Raw genomic sequence first — 21304 nt, forward strand, 5'->3', positions numbered from 1 at the left:
TGTCTCAACCTATTTTGAAATAACTAGCGATAACGTCTTCCAAAAGCCGACCTTCGTACCCTTGCATCTGGAGGGCAGCCTGGAAATCCTGGCAGGCTCTCTGCCAATCCCCAAGGGCAGTCCGGGCCAGGGCGCGGTTGAGGTGGGCCTTGAGGTGGCAGGGATCCCCCTCCTTCGCGTCAGCAGGGTGGAGCATGATGGCTTGGGTGTAGTCGCGGATGGCCGCTGAGAAATCCCCCTGTTGGGCATAGGCCCAGCCGCGGTTGTTCAAAACCCAGACCCGCTCCTGGGGATCCAGCTCCAGTTGCAGCAGTCGGGTGTAGTCTTCTATCGCTTTGTCCGTCTGTCCCTCGCCATCCCACAGGAGAGCTCGGTGGAGCAAAGCAGAGTGCTCCTGGGGGTTCAAGGCCAGGGCCTGCGTGTAGTCGGCAATGGCCAGCTCAGGGCAATTGGCCTGCCGGTGTAGATCCCCCCGTTGACGGTAGGCCAGGGCAGCATCGGCCACCCCCCAGTTCTGGTCGAGGCTCAGAGCTTGGTTGAGATCCGCCAATGCCGCCTCTTGATCCCCCAAAGCCAGATGCACCCTTGCCCGCAAAGCAAAAGCCTGAGAAGCCTGCGGTTGCTGCTGGATCAGCGCCGTGAAATCGGCCAACGCCCCAGCCAGATCCCCCCTCTCTTGGCGACACAAGCCCCGATACAACAGGGCTTCGGTGACCAGCACTTCTGGATCCCCTGGGCTGGCCAGCTCCAAGACCCGATCCCAATCGGCTATTGCCCCCTCCAGGTTGTGGCGCAGGCGGCGGACTTGGGCCCGCTTCAGGTGGGCCTCCAGATAGAGCTGCCGGGACTGTTCCCCGTCTTGGGCTTGTTCTTGGATGACTTGGTCGAAGTCGGATTCGGCCTGCTCCAAGGCTACGCCCGCTGCAGGAACGGTGCCGCGCACTGCCAACGTCAACAACAGAGAGCCGCGGGCCAAGCGGGCCATCCTGTGTTGGGGATCCTGCTGCAGCAAGCGGTTGAGATCTTGCAAGGCCGCTAAGGACTCCCTCCCGCTTTCGCCAACGGTCTGACCCAACTGCTGCAGGGCCTGTGCGCGGTGCCACAGCGCTTCCCTGTGGTCAGGATCCTGCTGCAAAACCCGGCTGAGATCCTGAATGGCGGAATCCCAGTTGCCCACCTGTCCATGGGCCATGCCCCGTCCCAGCCAAGCCGTCCAGTCCTGAGGATCCTGCCGCAACACCTCGTCGTAGTCGGCAATGGCCTCTGGCCACCGGCCTAGCCGTCGGCACAACTCAGCTCGCTCTTGGCGAAGATCCCGCCGTTCCGGCTGCAAGCGCACCGCCTCGTTCAACTGCTCCAAGGCCGCCTGCAGATCTCCCGTCTGGATTTGGGCCCGCGCCAGATCTCGGCGGATATCCGCCTGGGCCACTGCCGCCCCCAGGGCCAAAGCCTGGTGGTAATCCTGGATGGCCCCCGGCCCATCTCCCAGAGCAGCCCGCACCCGGCCGCGATGGAAATAAGCCAAGCCCGACTGAGGATCCCCTTGCAGGACTTGGTCGAAATCGGCCAACGCCCCCTGCCAATCCCCCAGCCGTTGCCGTGCCATGCCACGGCATAGATGGGCATTCAACAGCAGCTCCGGCCCGCGTGGGATCCCAGGCCTCGCCGCCCACTGCAACACCTGCGAGAAGTCCTCACAGGCTGCCGGCCAATCTTCCCGCTCAACATGGAGTTGGCCGCGGTTGAGGTAGAGCTGAGGGTTCTGCGGATCCCGCTCCAGGGCAGCTGTATAATCCTGCAGAGCCGCCAGGGGATCCCCCAACAGCCAATGGATTCGCCCGCGGCTGCTGTAGGCACTGGCATCTTGGGGATCCAAAGCAATGGCCTGGCTCAAGTCCGACAAAGCCGCTTCAATGTTGCCCAAGTCCAGGTGGGCAATGCCCCGGTTGAGGTAGGCTTTGGCCATTTGGGGATCCAGCTCCAGGGCGCGGTTGAAGTCTGCCAGAGCGCCGCCGGGATCCCCCAGCCCCTGGCGAGCCAAGCCCCGGCAGAGATAGGCCCGCGACAGCTTAGGATCCAGGCGGAGAGCCTGTTCACAATCCGCCAGCGCCGACTCCAGGGCGTTGCTGCTCAGGTAGGCCATGGCCCGCTGCAAGTAGAGATCCGCCTGGGCTGCCGCCTCTGCCTCAGGTAGCTCAGTGGCCTCAGCAGACCGTAGGGATAGGGCCTGAGAAAAATCTTCAACAGCCCCCTGGGGATCCCCCAACGCTTGCCGGGCCAGTCCCCGGTGGTAATAGGCTTTGCCGTGGCGAGGATCCAACTGCAGCGCTTGGGTGTAGTCCTCGACGGCCCCTTGCAAATCTGACAACTGGACCCGCGCCACTCCCCGGTTGAAGTAGGCTTCCCCGTCCTGAGGGTCCCGCTTGATCACCTCGGAAAAATCGGCTGCTGCCCCCTGCGCATCTCCCAGATGGCCGCGCACCACGCCGCGGTTGAAATAGGCCCGCACATCTTCCGGGTTGAGCTCAATGGCCCGCGAATAGTCTTCGATGGCCTGCTGCTGCTGATTGAGTTGCCGGTAAGCATTGCCGCGGTTGTAGTAGGCCACCGCCCATTGTGGGTTGAGGCCGAGAGCCTGGGTGTAGTCGGCAACAGCTCCCTCGTAGTCCTCCAGCCGGTAGCGGGCAATGCCGCGGTTGAAATAGGCGCGGGCGTCCCCTGCCAGTTGAATAACTTGGGTGTAATCTGCGATGGCCCCTGCCAAGTCCCCACTTTTGTAGCGGGCGCTGCCCCGCTGGCTGTAGGCGCGGCTATTTTGGGGATCCAATTGAATGGCCAACGTACAGTCGGCAATCGCCCCCTGGAAATCCCCTTGGCGGGCTTTCTCCTGTCCGCGGGCCAACAGGCGCGTCACCAAAACCTGATCCACCGAAACATCGCCGAGCGTCGCCTCTTGGGGAAAAGGCAACAGGGGCCGCAGCGCCTCCAACACTTCAGCAGCGGACTGGAAGCGCTCTTGCCAGTGGGGGCAGATCAGGCGATCCAAAATCTCGGCCAGCTCCTCGCTGACCTGAACCAAATCCCGCCAGAGCAGTTGGCCGGTGCGGGGATCATCCCGGATCTTATGGGGAGGACGACCGGTGAGGGCTTGGATGGCCAGCACCCCTACGGAGTACAGGTCGCTGCAGGGCTGGGGCTTGCCGTTGAGCTGTTCGGGCGCCATGTAGCCAACCGAGCCAATCACCGTCGCCAACTGAGTTTGGCCGGGGGCATGGCTGACCAACCGCCCCACTTCCTTGACTGCCCCAAAGTCGATCAACACCAACTTGCCATCGGCATCGCGGCGCATCAGGTTGGCCGGCTTGATATCCCGATGGACGATCTGGTGGGCGTGTACATGGCGCAGGATCTCCAAAATATCCCACAACAGTTTCAAAACCTCGGCCTCGCTCAGCGGCTTGCCCGGGATCAGCTCCTGGCTGAGATCATGCCCGGCAACAAACTCTTGCACCAAGTAAAAATCCTGATCCTGCTCGAAGTGGGCCAAAAGGCGGGGCACCTGGTCGAAGTGGTTGAGCCGGTTGAGAACCTTGGCTTCCCGTTCAAAGAGCTTGCGAGCCGTGGCCAACGTATAGGGATCCGTGGAGAGGGGGCGAAGGCGCTTGACGACGCAAGGGCTATCGAAGGTGTCTTGATCCACCGCCTTGTAGGTTACGCCAAACCCTCCTTCCCCGAGGGGATGGAGAATGCGATAGCGTCCCCTGAGCACACTTCCCGCTCTGATCTTGTCTTCCATGGCCAAGTCAGTCCCTGAGCGGCGCAGCCTTTTGCCACTACGAGCTGGCTCGATTCTGCCACAGGCCGACGCCCTTGGGCGGAGCAACCCACAGCTCCTATCCAGGGTCTTTTTCTGCTTTTTCTTTTCGCGATCTTCAATGACTTGAACGATTGGGTCGGAGAGAAACTGCAATCTGACCTCGCCGCTCTTCAAAATCGCTGATCAGCAGTCTCACCTCGATCTGCCATTCCCCCGCCAGGGCTAGGGGCACATTTTCCACCACAAATTGGCCAGGCCCATCCGGCGCTACAGTGCGGCGTAGAGGGGGGATCCCGTGTTCTGGCAGGGAAAACCCAAGGGTCAATTCCTGGGCCGGGACTCCCTTCACCTCAGCCCGAATTTGATTTTCCCCAGGACGACAGGGCAGAATCCTCAGGTGCAGGCTGCCTTCCGGCCAGTTCAAGCTCTCTTCACAACTGGTCTGCCAACCTGATTCCAGGGGGGATCCCATGCCGTGCCTTCCATGACTGGGAGGAGCCTGGGCCACCAGGAAGCTGGTCAAGGCCAGCACCAGCATCAGCCCCACCAACTCCAGGCGGACGATCCGGCGCAGCGACCGGCCCACCGTCTGCCCACCCTGTTGCAATGCCGGCACCAGCCGAAACTTGTTGTGGGCGCCCAGCCCCACCATCATCAGCACCAGCAGCAGCTTGGCCCAGAGATACTGGCCGTAGGGATGATCCCAGTGCCAGCCGCGGTGGATCCCACCCATCCCCACCCCCGCCAGGATAAGCCCCGGTACCGCCCAGGTGGCCACGTCAGAAAACCGTTGGATGATGCCTACAGATGGGTAGGGAGCAGATTCCTTGCCCAGCAGGCGCTCCAGCCCCCACAACCCTCCCAACCAGAAAGCTGAACCGGCCAGATGCAGCCCCAGCAGCGCCATTGTCCCCATCGGATGCTCACTGGTGAGAGCATGGCCAATGGGCAAAAAGGAGCCGAGCACCAACACCGACCCCATACCGCTGGCCCAGACGGCACCTCCCTCACAGGCCCAGATCAGGATCCCTAGCCCCACCAGCCGCAGTCCTGTACCCCAACCGTAGGGAGAAAGCATCACACGCAGCAGCTCTCGCCCATTAAAGTAAGGGTAGAGCTGGGCCAAATGCAGACTGAAGGCCACCACGGTCAAGCTGAGGGTGATCCAAGCTGTCGCAAAAGCCCAAGATAAGGGCTCCGCCCCGCTGACGCGATCGGAATCGGCGAAACTGCTCCGCTGCCCCCGCAACAGTCGCCACCAGCCCAGCACCCCCACCACAAAAAGGCTGCCCAAGTAGATCCCCCAGCGTACCCCCACCAGCGGCCAGTACAAGGGATCCCTTCCTTGGGCGTGAGCTGTCCTCGCCGCCTGCAATTGCCCAGGATCGGCTGCCCCCACCTGGAAGGCAAACGATCCACTCACCGGATGGGAATCGGCAGAAATGGCCCGCCAACTGACGATGTAAACTCCCTCGGGGATCCCCTGCGGCAAATCCCCCTGCGGTGCCTCACCTCTGGTCACCCGATTTTCCAAGGGCAGAGCTCGTCCGTTGCTGTCTAAAACCTGGAGCTGTGTGATCTGCACCGGCTCATTGAAAACCAGCCGCACCTGTGTCGGCGCTTCCTGCAGCACCGCCCCATCCTCTGGGAAGGTGGAGAGCAAGCTGGCATGGGCAAAAGCGGGCGGGATCCCGGCCACCCACAGCAAGGCGCAGAGGATCCCAGACCAAATCCAAGCAAAACCCCTTTTGGGATGAAACATGCTCCTAAGCAGACCGCTTAGCGGGTACCGTGACCATGCCCATGTCCATGCCCGTGACCGTGACCCTGTCCACTGTCTCCACCCGTCAGCTTCAGCAGCGGAGCCGGCTGCGGCAAACTCTTGGGATCCTCGCCAGGCTGAGCCACCTGAATCCAGCGGTACATGCCCTGCTCGCACTCCTGAATCACTGGGATGGGGATGACCTCACCGGGGCGATTCGGCAGCTTGAGGCTGATGCTGAACTCATCCATGAACTCATCGGGCAGCGAGCCGCCGCTCCAGATCACCTCGGCAACCGTTTCGGTAATCATCTTCCCATGCGACTCATAGGGGGTCTCCAGCGGCTTTTTGACCGTCTCGATTTTCCACAGGGGATGCACCATCGGCTTCACAGAGACGAATCCCTCCGGGATCTGCACCCGCAGGCGCACGGTCGGGGATCCATCGCAGCCATGGGGCACCCGAAAGGTGAGCTTGGCAAAGCTGCCCGCCGGGGCCTCTTTGGGATGGACGGTGACATGGGCCCAGGCAGAGGAAAGGGGTAAAAAACTCATTCCCAGGGCCAGCAGAGATTTCTTGGCCAGGGTCAAGTAACTTTGCAGACTGAACATTCGCAGATGCTCCTTACAAGCCTGTAGAGAAAGAGAAAAATGCAGTGTTTGTTGGTCAAAACCTAGGGGTGGTGATGGGATCCGTGGGATTCCGTTACGCTCATGCTGTGCTGTCCCCAACTGGCTAGGCCCATCGACACCAGGCCGGCGCTGGCCAAACCCATCGACACCAGCCCGAAGGAGAGCGCTCCCATAGCCACCAGGCCAATGGAGAGGATGCCGTGGGTCACCACGCCGATGGCCACTACCCCATGGGCAGAAATGCCCACCGCCACCAAGCCATGGGCTCCCACGCCAACCGACAAGATTTTGCGGCGGGATCCCTGTCCTTCACATCCCTGCTCGTGAGGCAGCCGCTCCGCCGGGCTTTCCTGAAGCAAGGCTGGATCTTGAGTCCTCTCTTTGGACACTAGCCTCTACTCCAGTTGTGCTCAGCGCGATCCAAAACGTAGGCCGCCACCGCCTCGATCTCCTCCGGCTTGAGAATCTTGGCAAAAGCCGGCATGGCCCCTTTGCCGTTTCTCACTTGGGCCTGGATCAGCTCAGGGGTGTCTACGTGGTACTCATGAAGAGCCGCCAGAGAAAGGTTTTTCGCTGCCACCAAAGTGTTGCGCCCGTTCAAGTGACAACCCACACATTTGGCCTGAAAGACCTTGGCTCCCAAGGCCAAATCAGGCTCAGCAGAAGCCATTTGCGGGCCTAAAAAGAGGGCAAATACTGCCACCAAAAGCCCGATAAAAAGGTTGATCATTCGCATTTTCATCTCAGGGACTGACCGAAAACTAGCCTTTAAGGCCCGCCCATTATCCCAAGCCCGTTGGGCCAGGTCAAAAGACGGCCTGTCGAGCTTCCCCCGGCTACCATAAGGTCAGGATCCCCCGAAGCCATGAGCGGTCTGCCCCCCGATTTCATTCAGTTGGTGCGCCAAAAGGCCGACCTCGTGGAAGTGGTGGCCGAAAAAGTGGTGCTGCGCAAGCAGGGAAAGAACTTCGTTGGGCTTTGCCCTTTCCACAACGACCACAAACCCAGTTTTCAGGTCAGCCCCAGCAAGCAGATCTACAAGTGCTTCTCCTGCGGGGCAGGGGGAGATGTGCTGCGCTTTGTCATGCAGACCGAGCATCTCTCCTTTGCTGAGGCCGTGCGCCACTTGGCGCGGCGATACCACATACCTCTGCCCACCCGCAATCCCGAGGCGCAGCCCTTGGGATCCCTTGATGAGCGGGAGCTCTCCCACCGGGAAAAGCTGCTGGAGATTTTGGCCATGGCTGCCGATTTTTATCGGCATGCCCTCCGATCCCAACTAGGATCCGCCGCCCGCCAGTACCTGCACAGCCGCCACCTGAGCGAAGAAACTTTGCAAAAATTTCAAATCGGCTTTGCTCCCCCCGGCTGGCAATCTCTCTACGAATACTTGGTCAACCACAAGCGCCAACCGGTCAAACTTTTAGAAGAGGCTGGATTGCTGGTTCCCCGCCAGCAGGGATCCGGCCACTACGACCGCTTTCGCAACCGGATCATGCTGCCCATTTTCGATGTGCAGGGGCGGGTGATCGGGTTTGCCGGCAGAGCCTTGGGGGAGTCAGGACAGCCCAAGTACCTCAACTCTCCAGAAACAGAGCTCTTCAACAAAAGCCAGGTGGTCTATGGTCTCAACTTTGCCCGCGATGCCATTGCCAAGGCCGATCAAGTCCTGGTGGTGGAAGGCTATTTCGATGTCATCGCCCTGCATCAGGCGGGAGTTGCCTATGCTGTAGCGGCCATGGGCACTGCTTTGACACCCCACCAGGTGAAGACCCTGCTGCGCTACACCCAGTCGAAGCGGCTGATCCTCAATTTTGATGCGGATCGGGCCGGTTTGAACGCCGCCAACCGAGCCATTGAAGCCGTTGAAGAACAAGCGCGGCGCGGAGAAATTGAGCTGCGCATTCTCACCCTTCCTGAGGGCAAAGATGCCGACGAGTTTTTGCGGGAGCACAGGGGCTCCGCCCCGCCGACGCGAGCGGTTTCTGAACTGCAAACCCTGATTGAGCAGGCCCCCCTGTGGCTGGATTGGCGAATTGAACAGGTGTTGGCCGGTCGGGATCTGAGCCGGGCCACCGATTTTCAGCAGGCCCGTCAAGCCCTTGTGCAACTGCTGGCCGGTTTGGGTGGACAGTGGCGCTCTTTGTATTTGCACAAAGTGGCAGAACTGCTCAGTCGGGGCAATGGTCGCCTCAGTCGAGATTTGGAAGAAGACCTGCGCCGAGCCGTGCGGCAGTACCGCTGGGCCAAACCCCAGCAACCTTCCCTCAATAAGGGATCCAAACTCTTGCAATCTGAGTCCCATCTTTTGCAGATCTTTCTGCATTTTGGCGAGTATCGCCACGAAATTCGGCAAACTTTGCTGGAGCGAGAGCTGCAATTTAGTTTTCGCCCCCACCGGGAGCTGTGGCAGCGGATCTTGGAGCTGATCTCGGCACAGCCGGAGCTGGAAGACCGGGGAGAGACTTTGCTGACGGCTTTGCGCACCCTCTGTGCCCAAGATGAGCAGCTCAACGAGCGCCTCAGCCATCTGCTTTGGCTGGACGAAAACACCCGCGTAGCCCTGATGCGTCCACGGATGGTGGTGCGGGCCGCCATTGCCAACATGGAGCTGGAAATTCGCCAGAAGCGCTACCGCTACTGGACCCAACTGTGGGATCAAGCCTTTTCCGAAGGCAACACCGCCCTGGCCGCCCAGTACCAGGCCAGCATCCAGCAGGAATACCAGGCGATTCAGGCGCTGCAGCGGCAGGTGCAACTGAGCCTGGAAGACACGTCGGAAACCCCACTGGCCGAAGATTTATAGTCATTTCGATTCAAACTAGGACACTAAACCCATAACCCCATACGCGGCCAGAAGGCTTCTCTCTATAGCCCGAGTGTCTCACCCTAAACTGAACAGCACTCTAAACTGAACGACTGTAGTGGCTGATGGACGGCCTGTTGGTGCTCAAAAGGGCTTCGCTCCCCTAGCGCGAGATCAGCTCCGCTTGCAACCGCTCCCGGGCCACCTGCAAAGCCTCTGCCAATTTCTCCGGCTGTTTGCCCCCAGCTTGGGCCAAGTTGGGCCGTCCGCCACCACCGCCCCCAGTCAGTTTGGCGATCTCGCCGATGAAGGATCCCGCCTTCAGGCCAAGTTGCTGCACAGCAGGGCTAAAGGCAGCCACCAGGCTGACCTTACCGGCTTCCGGCACCGATCCCAGCACCACTGCCCCTTCCCCCAGCTTGTGGAGCAGATGCTCGGCAGCGGTTTTGAGGGCCTCAGGGGTGGTGGATCCCAGCTCGGCCACCAGCACCTTGAGATCTCCGACGGCAACCGCCTGGGCCAGCAGACCTTCGGCCTGTAGCAAGGCCAACTGGCTGCGCACCTCTTCCAGTTCCTTCTGGGCAGCTTTCAGCTCCGCCTGTAGGGCGGCAACCCGCTCCGGCAGTTCCTGGGGCTTGGCTTTAAATTGAGCGCTCAGCTCCCGCACCACCCTGTCCCGTTCGTTCAGGTATTCCAGTACAGCCGGCCCGGCCACGGCCTCGATGCGGCGGATCCCAGCAGCCACTCCCGTCTCGGCGATGATCTTGAACAGGCCAATCTCAGCGGTGTTGTTGACGTGGGTGCCGCCACACAGCTCCATCGACACCCCCGGAAAGTCGATTACCCGCACCTCGGCGCCGTATTTTTCCCCGAACATGGCCACAGCACCTCTGGCTTTGGCTTCGGCCAGGGGCATGATCGCCACTTGAGCAGCATGGGCCTCGGCAATCCAGGTGTTCACCAAGTTCTCGATCTGTTCCAGCTCCTCAGGGGTGACTGGCCGGGATAGGGTGAAATCAAAGCGCAGCCGGTCAAAGGCCACCAGGGATCCCGCCTGACCAATCGAGGGATCGACAATTCTTTTCAGGGCTGCCTGCAGCAGGTGGGTGGCGGTGTGGTGGGCTTGGGCGCGCCGCCGACAGGCCAGGTCGATTTGGGCTTGGACGGGATCCCCCACCCGCAGGATCCCGCGTTCCACACGGCCAAAGTGAACGAACAGATCCCCTTGCTTTTGCACATCTTCAATCCGCACCAGCAGGCCGTCCCCAGAAAGGTAGCCCCGGTCGCCAATTTGCCCGCCGGACTCGGCGTAGAAGGGCGTGCGATCCAAAACGACCTGCACTGCTTGCCCTGCCTCCACTTGGGGCACCGATTTTCCCCCGACCAGCAGGGCCTCGACCACGCCGCGGGCAGAAGATTGGCTGTACCCCAAAAACTCCGTTTGGCTGAGGAAATCCGCCAGCTCGTCCAGGGATCCCTGGGCCGTGAGATCGATGGTTTGGTGGGCGGCGCGGGCCCGCTGCCGCTGTTTCTCCATCTCTTGCTCAAAGCCCTCCAGATCCACGCTGAAGCCGTGTTCCTGGGCAATTTCTTGGGTTAGCTCCAGCGGAAAACCGTAGGTATCGAAGAGCTTGAAGGCGTCGGCGCCGGAGATCTGCTTTGGCGAGCCGCTGTCACGGCGGGAAGATTCGACGGCAGTAAACAAATCCAGCAGTAGCCGTTCCCCCCGCTCCAGGGTTTTGAGAAATTGCTCCTCCTCCCGTTGCAGCTCGGTCTTGATCAGGGTTTCTCGCTCCCGCACCTGAGGATAGGCAGCCTCGGCCAACTGAATCGCGGTCTCGATCACCGGGATGGTGAAAGGCTCGCCGATCCCCAGCAACCGACCGTGGCGCACCATCCGCCGGATCAGCCGCCGCAGCACATAGCCCCGATCCACATTGGAAGGGAGCACCCCATCGGCAATCAAGTGCATCACTGCCCGCGCGTGATCCCCGATCACCTTCAGAGAGATCTGCTGCTCCGGGTTGGCCTTGGAGTAGTTCAGCCCGGCGATCCCAGCCGCCGTCTGAATGATGGGAAAGATCAAGTCCGTCTCGTAGTTGTTGGGCACCCCCTGCAACACTTGGGCCAACCGCTCCAACCCCAGGCCGGTGTCGATGTTTTGCTTGGCCAGCGGCATCAGGTGACCTTCGCTATCCCGGTTCAGCTCCATGAACACCAGGTTGTAGATCTCCAGAAAGCGGGAGTCATCCTCCAAATCGATCCGCTCATCCCCCAGCTCTGGCTTGAAGTCGTAGTAGATCTCAGAACAAGGGCCACAGGGGCCGGTGGGGCCGGCAGCCCAGAAATTATCCGCCTCTCCCATGCGCTGGATGCGGTGGGCCGGGATCCCTATCTCATCTCGCCAGAGGGCAAAAGCCTCCTCATCTTCGCGAAAGACGCTCACCACCAGCCGTTCCGGGGGCAGGCCGAAAACCTCCGTCACCAGCTCCCAGGCCCAGGCAATGGCCTCTTTTTTGAAGTAGTCGCCAAAGCTGAAGTTGCCCAGCATCTCGAAGAAGGTGTGGTGGCGCGCCGTTCGGCCCACGTTCTCGATGTCGTTGGTGCGCACACATTTCTGGGCCGTTGTAACCCGTGGGTACTCCGGATCCCGTTGCCCCAGGAAAATAGGCTTAAAGGGCAACATGCCAGCAATGGTCAGCAGCACCGTTGGATCTTCTGGCACCAAGGAGGCGCTGGGCAACACCTGGTGGCCCCGCTGGGCGTAGAAGTCCAGAAAAGTTTGCCGAATGGCGGCACCGGAAAGCGCTGGAAACATGACAGGCGAAGATGGCTGTATTCATCAATTCTAAGTTTTCCCTCTGCAGGGCAGTCCAGCCCTTGTTGTTCTCCTCTGTTCCACCAAACCCCATCCGCCGAAAACCTAAGCGATTTGCCCGATTAACCTCAGGGCGGGCAGACGCTAAGATCAGCCTATCTGAGGCAGTTGTGCAAGATTTGTTTCTTCTTGGTCTAACCTGTATGTATCTCTCACAACTTGCCTGCCGACTTCTTGGCTCCGTCTCGGTTGTCCGGATCGCCAGCCGGTAACCCCAAACTGGTATGCCCACTTGCTACTGCCTTAACCCTGCCTGTTTGCAACCGGAAAACCCGGCGGACGCTTCTACCTGTGTCTCCTGTGGCCATCCCCTGCTGCTGCGCAATCGCTACCGGGCCTTCAAGCGCATCGGCCAGGGGGGATTTGGCTCTACCTTTTTGGCGCGGGATGAGGACATGCCCTCCAAACCTTGGCGGGTGATCAAGCAGTTGCGCCCGGTCGAGGGATCCCCGCAACTGGCCAAGCTGGCGGAGGAGCTCTTCAATCGCGAGGCCCAAGTGTTGGAGCGCCTGGGCGAACATTCGCAGATCCCCAAGCTCTACGCCCACTTTCAGGAAGGCGGCAAGTTCTACCTGGTGCAGGAATTTATCCAGGGCACCACCCTCTCCCAAGAAATGCGTCGCAATGGGCCCTTCTCCGAAAAACAAACCCGGCAGGTGATGCAGGAGGTGCTGCTGATCCTCAGCTATGTCCACAGCCACAACACGGTTCACCGAGACATTAAACCCGCCAACCTGATTCGTCGCAAAGAAGATGGCCGATTGGTGCTGATCGACTTTGGGGCCGTAAAGGAACTGGGGCCAGCCCAGGAGCAGGCGGCAGAAGTGACAGCAATCCGCTCCCTTGGCTTTTCTCCCCCGGAGCAAGTAGCCGGCCAGGCGGTCGGTCCCTCTAGCGATCTCTATGCCTTGGCTGCCACCTGCATCAACTTGATGACGTTAGAATCTCCGGCCAAGTTTTATAACCATGAAACGGGACAGTGGGATTGGTCGGATTGCCTGCGGCTCAGCCCGGAATTCGACGCCATTCTGCACCGCATGTTGCAGCCGGCCATCAATCAGCGCTTTGCCACCGCCACCGAGGTCTTGCGGGCGCTGCAAGGGATCCCGGTGGAAGAGGCAGGCGGCCCGATCTCTCAGCCGATTGTGTTGCCCAACTCCCCCCTGTCTGCCAATCCCAGCACATCGGTGATCTCCGGCTACTGGGCCAAGCGCCGCTCAGGCGGTTTCTCGCCCACACCCCTACCTCAGTTCACTGCAGGGGGAATGACAGCCAGCAGCCCGCTATCCATCCCCTCTGAGTGGGGGAGCACCACCGGTTTTACCCAACTGGGCCGAGCCAGCAGCATCACAGGCGGCGGACGGATCAAGCCGGCTACCCCACCGCGGATCCCTTCCATGGCGGGAGCGGATCTGCGGGGAAAGTCCTTTGCCAACCAAAACCTAGCCGGCTATGATTTGCGCCAGGCCGATCTGCGGGGGGCCGATTTCTCAGGGGCCAACTTGCAGGGGGCGGATCTGCGCGGCATCCTCTTCAACACCCCTCAACCCCATTGGCTACGGGTTTTGAGCCAACTGTCTGGATCGGCCAAAACATTGGGAGGGATCCTGACAGGCTTGGGGGGGCTGCTGGGCTCAGGGATCCTGGCCTTTTTGCTTGTCCGCCTGACCACGGGCAATTTGGTTTATGCGTTAGGAGCGGCTGGGATCGCCTTGGTGGTGGCCAGCTCGGTGATCTGGTCGATGGGCGGTGGGGTTCGTTTGGCTCGATACCCAGAAGAAAAGAGCAAGCGCTTTACCAACTTTTGCAAAGCAGATCTGCGGGGGGCACGGATGGACGAGAAGCTGCGGAAGTTTGCCCGCCGACAGGGGGCCATCTTGAGTTGACGCAGGGCGGATTGCGGATCTGGCGGATCTGGAATTTTGCGTTGCGATCTTTAACTTTATAGATCTTTAATAGTTTTATAGTTGTTTCAGGTTAGGATGAGACCTCTGGGCTACTGCTCGCGCCAGCGGGACGGAGTCCTTAGAAAAGCCTTCTGGCCCTCCGCATTCAACGCTTTGTCCTAGTTTGAATCGAAATGACCACAAAACCATAAAAGAGAAAAGTTCAAGAGCTCAAGCCATTGAAGGGGGTGGAGAGGCCCATCTGCGAAGCGATTGATTGACCTGTTCCATCAAAGCTCGGCAGGCTACGGTTTTGCCCTGTTGCCGATCCCCAGCTTGGTCGTAAAAGACAATACCATCGGCCCGAGAAAGGCCCAACGCCAAGAACAACAGCTCCAAGACCCCAAAAGAAGCGGTTTCCAGCTCCGGCGCTCGATCCTTAAGCTCTGCCAGCGTGGTGTGGGCATCTTCCAGGTGGCCGAAGGCCGGGATCCACAGATGGGTCGTCGGCTGGGATCCCTCTGAGGATGAGTCGCCAGCAGCAGGATCCTCGACCACCCGCACCGTCAGCCAGCCGCCATCGGGGTAGCGCAAGGTGGTGTATTGCAGGTGATCCAGGTGTTGGGCCACCTGAGTGAGCACATCCGCCACCTGTTGCATCGCCGCCGTTGGGATCCCATTTTGCGGAGCGGTATCCACAAGGGTTGCGGCCTGTGCTGCCAAACTAACCACCATGATTGACAACAATCCTCGTCCACATCCAGAATAGATATTCGCAGCGATTGGGGCTGTAGTTCAATTGGTTAGAGCACCGCCCTGTCACGGCGGAAGTTGCGGGTTCGAGCCCCGTCAGCCCCGTACTCCTAAAACACTCTAGCTTAGTCGCTCCCCTGCAGCCCTCACATTTCCAGACTGATCTGATTTCTTGATTTCTGACGGTGACTGCTGCACAATGCGGCCGGCTCAGGGTTCAAGTTTCGGCGGTGGGGTATGGAAAGCCCGCCCTAAAATGGGGCTTAGTCCAGGGGAAAAACCATGCAGTATCGCAGATTTGGGCGTACCGAGCTGTCTATGCCCGTGCTGAGCTGTGGTGGCATGCGCTATCAACACAGTTGGCAAGATACTCCTTGGTCAGGGATCCCAGCGGCAAGCCAGCAGAACCTGGAGGCGACGATTCGCCGGGCCTTGGAGGTGGGCATCAACCACATCGAAACTGCCCGCGGCTATGGCACTTCTGAAATGCAGTTGGGCCGCATTTTGCCGCTCTTTCCCCGGCAAGATCTGATTGTGCAGACGAAAATTGGCCCCAGCGCCGACCCGCAGCAGTTCCTGGCCAAGTTCGAGCAATCGATGAGCTACTTGAACCTCGATTATGTGGATCTGCTGGCCATCCACGGGTTGAATACCTGGGAAGACTTGGAGCACAGCCTGCGTCCAGGGGGGTGTCTGGAGGTGTGTCAGCGCCTAGTACGGCAGGGACGGGTGCGTTTCGTTGGCTTCTCCACCCATGGGCCAACGGAGTTGATTGTGGAAGCCATACAGTCAGGGGGCTTCGATTACGTCAACCTGCACTGGTATTTTGTCAACCAGACCAACTGGCCTGCCATTGAGGCCGCCGCTCAGCAGGATATGGGGGTATTCATCATCAGTCCCTCGGATAAGGGGGGCAAGCTTTACGATCCGCCCGCCAAGCTGGTGCAGTTGTGCCAACCCCTCAGCCCGATGGTCTTCAACGACCTGTTCTGTCTGTCCCATCCCCAGGTTCACACCCTCAGCATTGGGGCGGCCCGACCCAGCGATTTTGATGAGCACCTGCGGGCGGTGGAGCTGTTGGATCGGGCTGATGAGCTGTTGCCGCCGATCCTGGCCCGCCTAGAGCAAGCTTTGATCGAGCAGGTGGGGGAACACTACGCCAAAACTTGGCACCAGGGCCTGCCTCGCTACGACCAAACCCCCGGACAAGTGAATATCCCGTTCATTCTGCTGCTGCGCAATTTGGTCTTGGCCTATGACTTGGTGGACTATGCCAAGAGCCGTTACAACCTGTTGGGCAATGCCGGCAGTTGGCTCCCCGGCCAGCGGGCAGACAAAGTGGATGCCGAAGCCCTGCGACCTTATCTTATCCACAGCCCCCACCGCGACCGGATCCCGGCTTTGTTGCAAGAAGCCCATCGCCTGCTCTCTGGAGCTGAGGTGAAGCGCCTATCTCAGAGCTAGCTTGCTCAGGGATCCCCCCGTTTGACGGTCGAGATCCGGTGGAGAAGATGATATGGCAAGGTTTACTCTTTAACCGCAGGAAAAAAAGAGTTGTCAGTTCCCGCCAGCGGCTCCTTATCTCATTTGGGTAGCTCGTGTTAGAGTCTGAGCATGCGTTGAGACGGCTGCAGCAGCGACAAGAGATCGCAAGCCAGTGGATCGAGAGAGTTCTGAGCTGCCCTGACTACGTACAAGTGGATCCCAAAGATCCTCAGCTCAAGCAAGCCTATGGTCGAATTCCGGAGTACGGCAATCGCCTCCTGAAGATTGTTTACGATGAATCAACGGATCCTTGGACAGTGGTGACTATCTTTTTTGATCGAACAATGGGGAAAAAGCTGCCATGAGACCTTTCATCGAGTTTGATCCTGATGTGGATGCTGGATATATTCGTTTGACAACAGCTCAAGTCCAAAGCTCAGAGGAGATTGCCCCTGGGGTTGTTTTGGATTTCGACAAGGAAAATCAACTGGTTGGAGTTGAGGTTCTCTCTGTTCATCGACAAATGGATAGCGACATTAAAATGCTTCCGCAAGAGATTCAAGACTACATCGTTTTATTGAGAAACTCCGTGTTGCAAGAACAGTTACTGAGTTAGATGAGAGTCTGGCAACACTAGCCCCACCGCATCTGTAGACGCAAGAGGAGTACCATTGCGATGGCCAGCCTTTTACTGTGGCCTGTTTGGCATGGTTGTAGGTGATTGAGATAACAGTCGCCGACCTTTCGGATTGCCAACGGATGTGCCGTCACTTTTATCGGATAGGCCGCACTCTCTTGGATCTGGACGCTGCCAAAACCGTTCGGGATCAACCCACCTGGTTTGAGGCTCCATCTTAAGGTCAGGGGCAGGAACCTGTTTGCCAGCAGCCTCAATTCCCTTGGACAGAGTGCTCTCAGCCACCCAACCCCATCGCTTCAATTTGATGAATGTAGTCGGGGGGAAGCCCATGCTCTCGTGCCCCCTTCAAGATTCCTTGAAGATATCCCTCGCTTGGGATCAATGAATCATCAATGAATGAATCTCCCGCCACGTAAGTCATTGCTTCGATCACTTCACCCTCATCGCTTCGAACCTGAACCTGCTGGCGACGGTAATGACCTCCCGGAATTCCTTCATACCGATCCATCCTCTCCAGCCTGTCCGAGCTGCACAGATAGGCAACTCCCCACACAACCCCAGAGGGATCCCGGACAATGTTGGCCTTGCCGGTTCCATCGTTGCCGCGCTTGTTGAACGTCAGGCGGTATCCCTGCAAACGAGCACGCCTAGCTTCCTTGAAATCAACAGCACGGTGTCCCATCTGCTGGGCATCTAGGTTACTTCCGTATGCAAAATACCACTGCTCACTCATCTCTAGTTCCCTTGGTGTCGGGTGAACCCGCCTACCCAGAATTACACTGAGATATTGAGCACATTAGCATCACGGGATCCCGCCCCTCCATGAGCTACTTGGTTATCGACACCGAGGGCAACCCCAACCTGGAAGAGATCGCCCTTATCGACAGCAGCGGCAAGCTTATTTACCATGCCTACACCCAAGAATACTCGCCCCACCACCCCCAGCCCAAGCCCCTGACCCAGATCGTTGCGGATCTACAGCGCTTGACACAAGGTAAAACCCTTGTTTTCCACCATGCAGATCACGACCTAAAAATCCTTAAACAAGCCTTTGACCAAGTTAACCAAGATTGGCTTCCTAACCCCATCTTCTGTACTTGGTCAGCCGCCAAGCAATGTTTTCCCAACCTCGCCGGTTACGGACTCGAGTACCTGAGCAAACATCTTGGGATCCAACTGGAGAGCGGTTACTTCAACTCCAAACTGGCCCACGACGCCAGCTACGATGCCCTCTTTACCTACCACCTCTATCGCCACCTCACCCACGCTCAGCTCAAAGCCCAGAATGTTCCCAATCCTTTCGCCAACAGCAGAGTTGACAATCCCTTTCAGCATTATCCCGACGAGACCACCATCTATCAGCCTCAGTACCAGCAGCTCACTGCCACCCTACAGGACATCCAACGGGATCCCAACCACCAGAGCCGAGGGGTTGTCTTACTGGGAGAACCTGGATCCGGCAAGACCCACCTGATCATGCGGGTGGCCCAAAACCTCCTGCGCCACAACCGTCTCCTGTTTATCCCTCAGCCCACTCATCCCGACAACATCTACCACCACATCTACAGCCACACCCTGGAATCCCTGCGCGAACGGGTAGATGCCCATCACCACACCCAGCTCGACTACTTGATTGCCAAGACCTTTGTGGAAATCTTGAAAACCTTCCCCCAAACCTCAAAAACTGAAGAGCTTCTCTCCCTTCTCACGGCGGATCCCCTCAACCTCTTTCATCGCCTGGGAGCAGAAGGCACCGAGCGTCGTCGTCAACAATGGCAAGCCATTGAAAAACAGGTTCTGCGCTGGTGGGCAGAGCAAAACTTCCTTACCGGTTCCACCGAAAACATTCTCAAGGGCATCATCAAATACTGCAGCTACAGGGATCCCAACCGCCGTCAACAGATCATCCGCTGGCTCAGCGGTACCGACCTGGATCCCGAGGATACCGGCTTGATTGGGTTGCCCCCCTGGAGTGCAGATCTCGACCGCAACACCTTTGCTCTAGAAGGAATGAAAGTCATCGGCAGGCTCTCGCTGCTTGACCGACCTCTCATTATTGTCTTTGACCAATTGGAAGCTTTGGGCCGAGAAGAAAATCGAGATATCCTCCTCAACTTGGGCGATGCCCTGAAAGAGCTTTTTACCCGTATCCCCAACAGTCTGTTTATCCTCAATCTGTTCCCCGACCGTTGGCAACATTTCCAAACCCAATTTGACCGGGCTACCGTCGATCGCCTCTCCCAAACCGTCCTCTCCCTAGATCTCCCCTCTCTTCCCCAGCTTCAAGCCCTTCTCCAGAGCCGCCTGCCTTCAGGGATCCACCTCCAAGCTCTCTTTACCGCCGATGACCTCAGCGATATCCTCAGCCAACCCTCCATCCGGGCCATTCTCAACCGGGCCTCAGCCTACTATCGCCACTACATCAACGGGATCCCTCTCCCCCCACGGGTACAAGCTCTGCCCACTGCCAGCAATCTAGCCGCCCGTGTCCAGCGGCTCGAAACTGAGCTGCAAACCCTCAAACAACTGCTCATCCCCCTTCTGCCTGCCCACGGCCCCTCCATCGTTCTATCTCCACCCCTTCGGGATCCCAGCCCATCTGCCGATCTTGTTGAGACGCTGGATCCCTATCTCCGCACCACTGAGGCTCAGCTCCGCGCCGCCTATCCCCAAGAGGCGATCATCGACAGCACAGCCGATATCGGCAAATTGCGCACCATCGGCAATGCCCTACAAGGGATCCATCCTGTCCCCATGAGTGCCCTGAAGCTGGGCAAACACAAGCTTCCAGATCACCTCTATTTCCCCAGACAAAAGCGGGTGATTGCCTTTATCCAAGTGGATCCCGGCAGCATGTATGGGCAGGTCAATAACTTCAACCAATTGGTGATTGCTCACCCTAAGCTTCAGTTTCTCTTGCTGCGGGATGCCCGCCTCAAGCCTCCTTCCAAAAAGGCTACCGCCACCCAAGCGGCCTTGGCCGCCCTCAACAACAGCCCCAATGGCAAGTATGCTCTGCTCACCCAAGACGACCGCATCCATCTGGAGCTTATGCACAGGATGATCACCGACATCCAAAACCGCGACCTGGAAATCGACCTGACCCAAGCCGTTCGGTATTATCTTGACCACAGGGATCCCCCCCTTATTGCCTGGATCCTGGGCCGTGATTAAGCGCTCCAGATCCGTCGAAACCCCATGTTGTTCAAGGTCGGCTCCGCATCGGGATCCAGCACCGTAAAACCGGGAGCCCATATTGTCCGGCCAAGCTTGTGACCTGATTCTTAAGGCTGCCGATCAACGGAGCCAATGGCAAGGGATTGACAGCGGAGCCAAAGTACCTCAAAGTTTCCGGCATAGTGGGCTTTGTCCGGCTCAAGCCCTCCCCTGATTACTCAGTATCGGAGCGGCGGGATTTGAACCCACGACCCCCACTACCCCAAAGTGGTGCGCTACCAAGCTGCGCTACGCCCCGACGCACTTACGGGTAGAAGCCCATGAAGTGCCTATCTAGTCTAGCATCGGATCGCGGCCAGAGTTAACCCCAAGCTGCGGGATCCCGTGGAAAACATGCTAGCCTGGTTAAGCTGTTAAAAAATCACACGCCTGAACCACCGGGTGTCCTTACAGCCCTTTCGCGGTTTGCTGCAACAGCTCCTGAGCTCCTTGCCAATGGGGGTAGAGCGCTCTGTGCAGGTAACCGGCGGGAAGGCCGTAACTGGGATCCGTTCGGGCGGAGGCTAACCCGTAGGAGAGGAAAAACTCATGAGCGTAGTCAGTTTGCCTCAACTGTTGGAGGCAGGGGTTCACTTCGGCCACAAGGCCAGCCGCTGGAACCCGAAAATGCGGCCCTACATCTTTACCGAGCGGAACGGCATCCACATTATCGATTTGGTGCAGACGGCCCGCTATCTGAACGAAGCCTACGAGTATGTGCGGGATGCTGCTGACAGGGGTTGGCGCTTCCTGTTTGTGGGCACCAAACGGCAAGCTGCCGGGATCATCGCTCAAGAGGCTCGTCGCTGTGGCAGCTACTATGTCAACCAGCGCTGGTTGGGGGGTATGCTCACCAACTGGGCCACCATCAAAACCCGCATCGACCGCCTCAAAGAAATTGAGGAGATGGAGAGCAGTGGTCTTCTGGATCGCCTGCCCAAACAAGAGGCCAGCCGTCTGCGGCGAGAGTTGGCCAGGTTGGAAAAGTACTTGGGCGGCATTAAAACCATGCGCAAGCTCCCCGATGCGGTGATCATCGTCGATCAGCGGCGGGAGGCCAACGCCGTTCAGGAATGTATTAAGCTGAACATCCCGATCATCTCACTGCTGGACACCAACTGCGACCCCGATCTCAGCGATATCTTCATTCCCTCTAACGACGATGCCATTCGAGCGATTAAGCTGATTGTAGGCAAGTTGGCGGATGCCATCTACGAAGGGCGGCATGGGCAGCTCGACACCGTTGAGGAGGATGAGTACGACTACGAAGGGGCGATGGATCTGGACGACGACATTCTGGAAGACATGGAGGACGAAGAAGAAGGAGAAGCCGAGGAAGGCTAGACCGAGGGCAGGGATCCCGTGCAATCCGGACACTTCCCTGCCTGTTCCCTATCCAGAGGCGTGTATTCTTGAAATCTAGGTTTAC

The 21304-nt window shown here is 58.7% G+C and carries 15 protein-coding genes and 2 tRNA genes; 8 read left to right on the forward strand and 9 right to left on the reverse strand.

Annotated elements, in window-relative coordinates; genetic code table 11:
* Window positions 1–4: 4 nt before the first annotated feature.
* The 5 genes from ACVWY8_RS10605 to ACVWY8_RS10625 form a co-directional block, all read right to left on the reverse strand.
* A complete protein-coding gene (locus ACVWY8_RS10605) occupies window positions 5–3796 on the reverse strand; it encodes a tetratricopeptide repeat protein (protein ID WP_457394696.1) in 3792 nt (1263 codons plus the stop codon).
* 136 nt (window positions 3797–3932) lie between these two features.
* The gene (locus tag ACVWY8_RS10610; RefSeq protein WP_457394699.1) at window positions 3933–5579 is read right to left on the reverse strand and encodes a copper resistance CopC/CopD family protein; all 1647 of its coding nucleotides are present in this window, start codon (window positions 5577–5579) and stop codon (window positions 3933–3935) included.
* Between the two features lie 17 nt (window positions 5580–5596).
* Complete coding sequence (locus ACVWY8_RS10615; RefSeq protein ID WP_457394702.1) at window positions 5597–6190, reverse strand: YcnI family protein; 594 nt, start codon at window positions 6188–6190, stop codon at window positions 5597–5599.
* Between the two features lie 62 nt (window positions 6191–6252).
* The gene (locus ACVWY8_RS10620; RefSeq protein WP_414331212.1) at window positions 6253–6570 is read right to left on the reverse strand and encodes a hypothetical protein; all 318 of its coding nucleotides are present in this window, start codon (window positions 6568–6570) and stop codon (window positions 6253–6255) included.
* Between the two features lie 29 nt (window positions 6571–6599).
* A complete protein-coding gene (locus tag ACVWY8_RS10625; protein ID WP_011433133.1) occupies window positions 6600–6941 on the reverse strand; it encodes a c-type cytochrome in 342 nt (113 codons plus the stop codon).
* A gap of 135 nt (window positions 6942–7076) precedes the next feature.
* On the opposite strand from ACVWY8_RS10625, the gene dnaG reads away from it, so the two are divergent.
* The gene (dnaG, locus tag ACVWY8_RS10630) at window positions 7077–9017 is read left to right on the forward strand and encodes a DNA primase (RefSeq protein ID WP_457394705.1); all 1941 of its coding nucleotides are present in this window, start codon (window positions 7077–7079) and stop codon (window positions 9015–9017) included.
* A gap of 163 nt (window positions 9018–9180) precedes the next feature.
* On the opposite strand, the gene alaS is transcribed toward dnaG, so the two are convergent.
* Complete coding sequence (alaS, locus tag ACVWY8_RS10635) at window positions 9181–11835, reverse strand: alanine--tRNA ligase (protein ID WP_457394708.1); 2655 nt, start codon at window positions 11833–11835, stop codon at window positions 9181–9183.
* Between the two features lie 284 nt (window positions 11836–12119).
* On the opposite strand from alaS, the gene ACVWY8_RS10640 reads away from it, so the two are divergent.
* Window positions 12120–13781 carry a protein kinase domain-containing protein gene (locus ACVWY8_RS10640; RefSeq protein ID WP_457394711.1) on the forward strand — a complete coding sequence of 554 codons (1662 nt, stop codon included), beginning with the start codon at window positions 12120–12122 and terminating at the stop codon, window positions 13779–13781.
* 231 nt (window positions 13782–14012) lie between these two features.
* On the opposite strand, the gene ACVWY8_RS10645 is transcribed toward ACVWY8_RS10640, so the two are convergent.
* A complete protein-coding gene (locus tag ACVWY8_RS10645) occupies window positions 14013–14516 on the reverse strand; it encodes a hypothetical protein (RefSeq protein WP_414342275.1) in 504 nt (167 codons plus the stop codon).
* 49 nt (window positions 14517–14565) lie between these two features.
* Between ACVWY8_RS10645 and ACVWY8_RS10650 the strand changes: the two genes are divergently transcribed.
* The 4 genes from ACVWY8_RS10650 to ACVWY8_RS10665 all read left to right on the forward strand — a co-directional run bounded on the left by ACVWY8_RS10650 (window position 14566) and on the right by ACVWY8_RS10665 (window position 16635).
* Window positions 14566–14639: transfer RNA gene (locus ACVWY8_RS10650), tRNA-Asp, on the forward strand.
* Between the two features lie 177 nt (window positions 14640–14816).
* Complete coding sequence (locus tag ACVWY8_RS10655; protein WP_457394714.1) at window positions 14817–15998, forward strand: aldo/keto reductase; 1182 nt, start codon at window positions 14817–14819, stop codon at window positions 15996–15998.
* A 134-nt stretch (window positions 15999–16132) separates the two neighbouring features.
* Window positions 16133–16384, forward strand: coding sequence for a DUF4258 domain-containing protein (locus ACVWY8_RS10660; protein WP_457394717.1), 252 nt, complete (start codon window positions 16133–16135; stop codon window positions 16382–16384).
* Window positions 16381–16635: a DUF2283 domain-containing protein gene (locus ACVWY8_RS10665; protein ID WP_011433140.1), complete on the forward strand. Its 255-nt coding sequence runs from the start codon at window positions 16381–16383 to the stop codon at window positions 16633–16635. Before ACVWY8_RS10660 ends, ACVWY8_RS10665 begins: the two co-directional genes overlap by 4 nt.
* A 298-nt stretch (window positions 16636–16933) precedes the next feature.
* On the opposite strand, the gene ACVWY8_RS10670 is transcribed toward ACVWY8_RS10665, so the two are convergent.
* Complete coding sequence (locus ACVWY8_RS10670) at window positions 16934–17392, reverse strand: gamma-glutamylcyclotransferase family protein (protein ID WP_414342279.1); 459 nt, start codon at window positions 17390–17392, stop codon at window positions 16934–16936.
* A gap of 89 nt (window positions 17393–17481) precedes the next feature.
* On the opposite strand from ACVWY8_RS10670, the gene ACVWY8_RS10675 reads away from it, so the two are divergent.
* A complete protein-coding gene (locus ACVWY8_RS10675; RefSeq protein WP_457394719.1) occupies window positions 17482–19833 on the forward strand; it encodes an AAA family ATPase in 2352 nt (783 codons plus the stop codon).
* A 227-nt stretch (window positions 19834–20060) separates the two neighbouring features.
* Here ACVWY8_RS10675 and ACVWY8_RS10680 read toward each other — a convergent pair.
* Window positions 20061–20134 (reverse strand) — tRNA-Pro (locus tag ACVWY8_RS10680).
* Window positions 20135–20424: 290 nt separating this feature from the next.
* Here ACVWY8_RS10680 and rpsB point away from each other — a divergent pair.
* Complete coding sequence (gene rpsB / locus ACVWY8_RS10685) at window positions 20425–21219, forward strand: 30S ribosomal protein S2 (RefSeq protein WP_011433146.1); 795 nt, start codon at window positions 20425–20427, stop codon at window positions 21217–21219.
* Window positions 21220–21304 lie beyond the last annotated feature (85 nt).

The organism is Thermostichus sp. OS-CIW-32 (assembly GCF_054060415.1).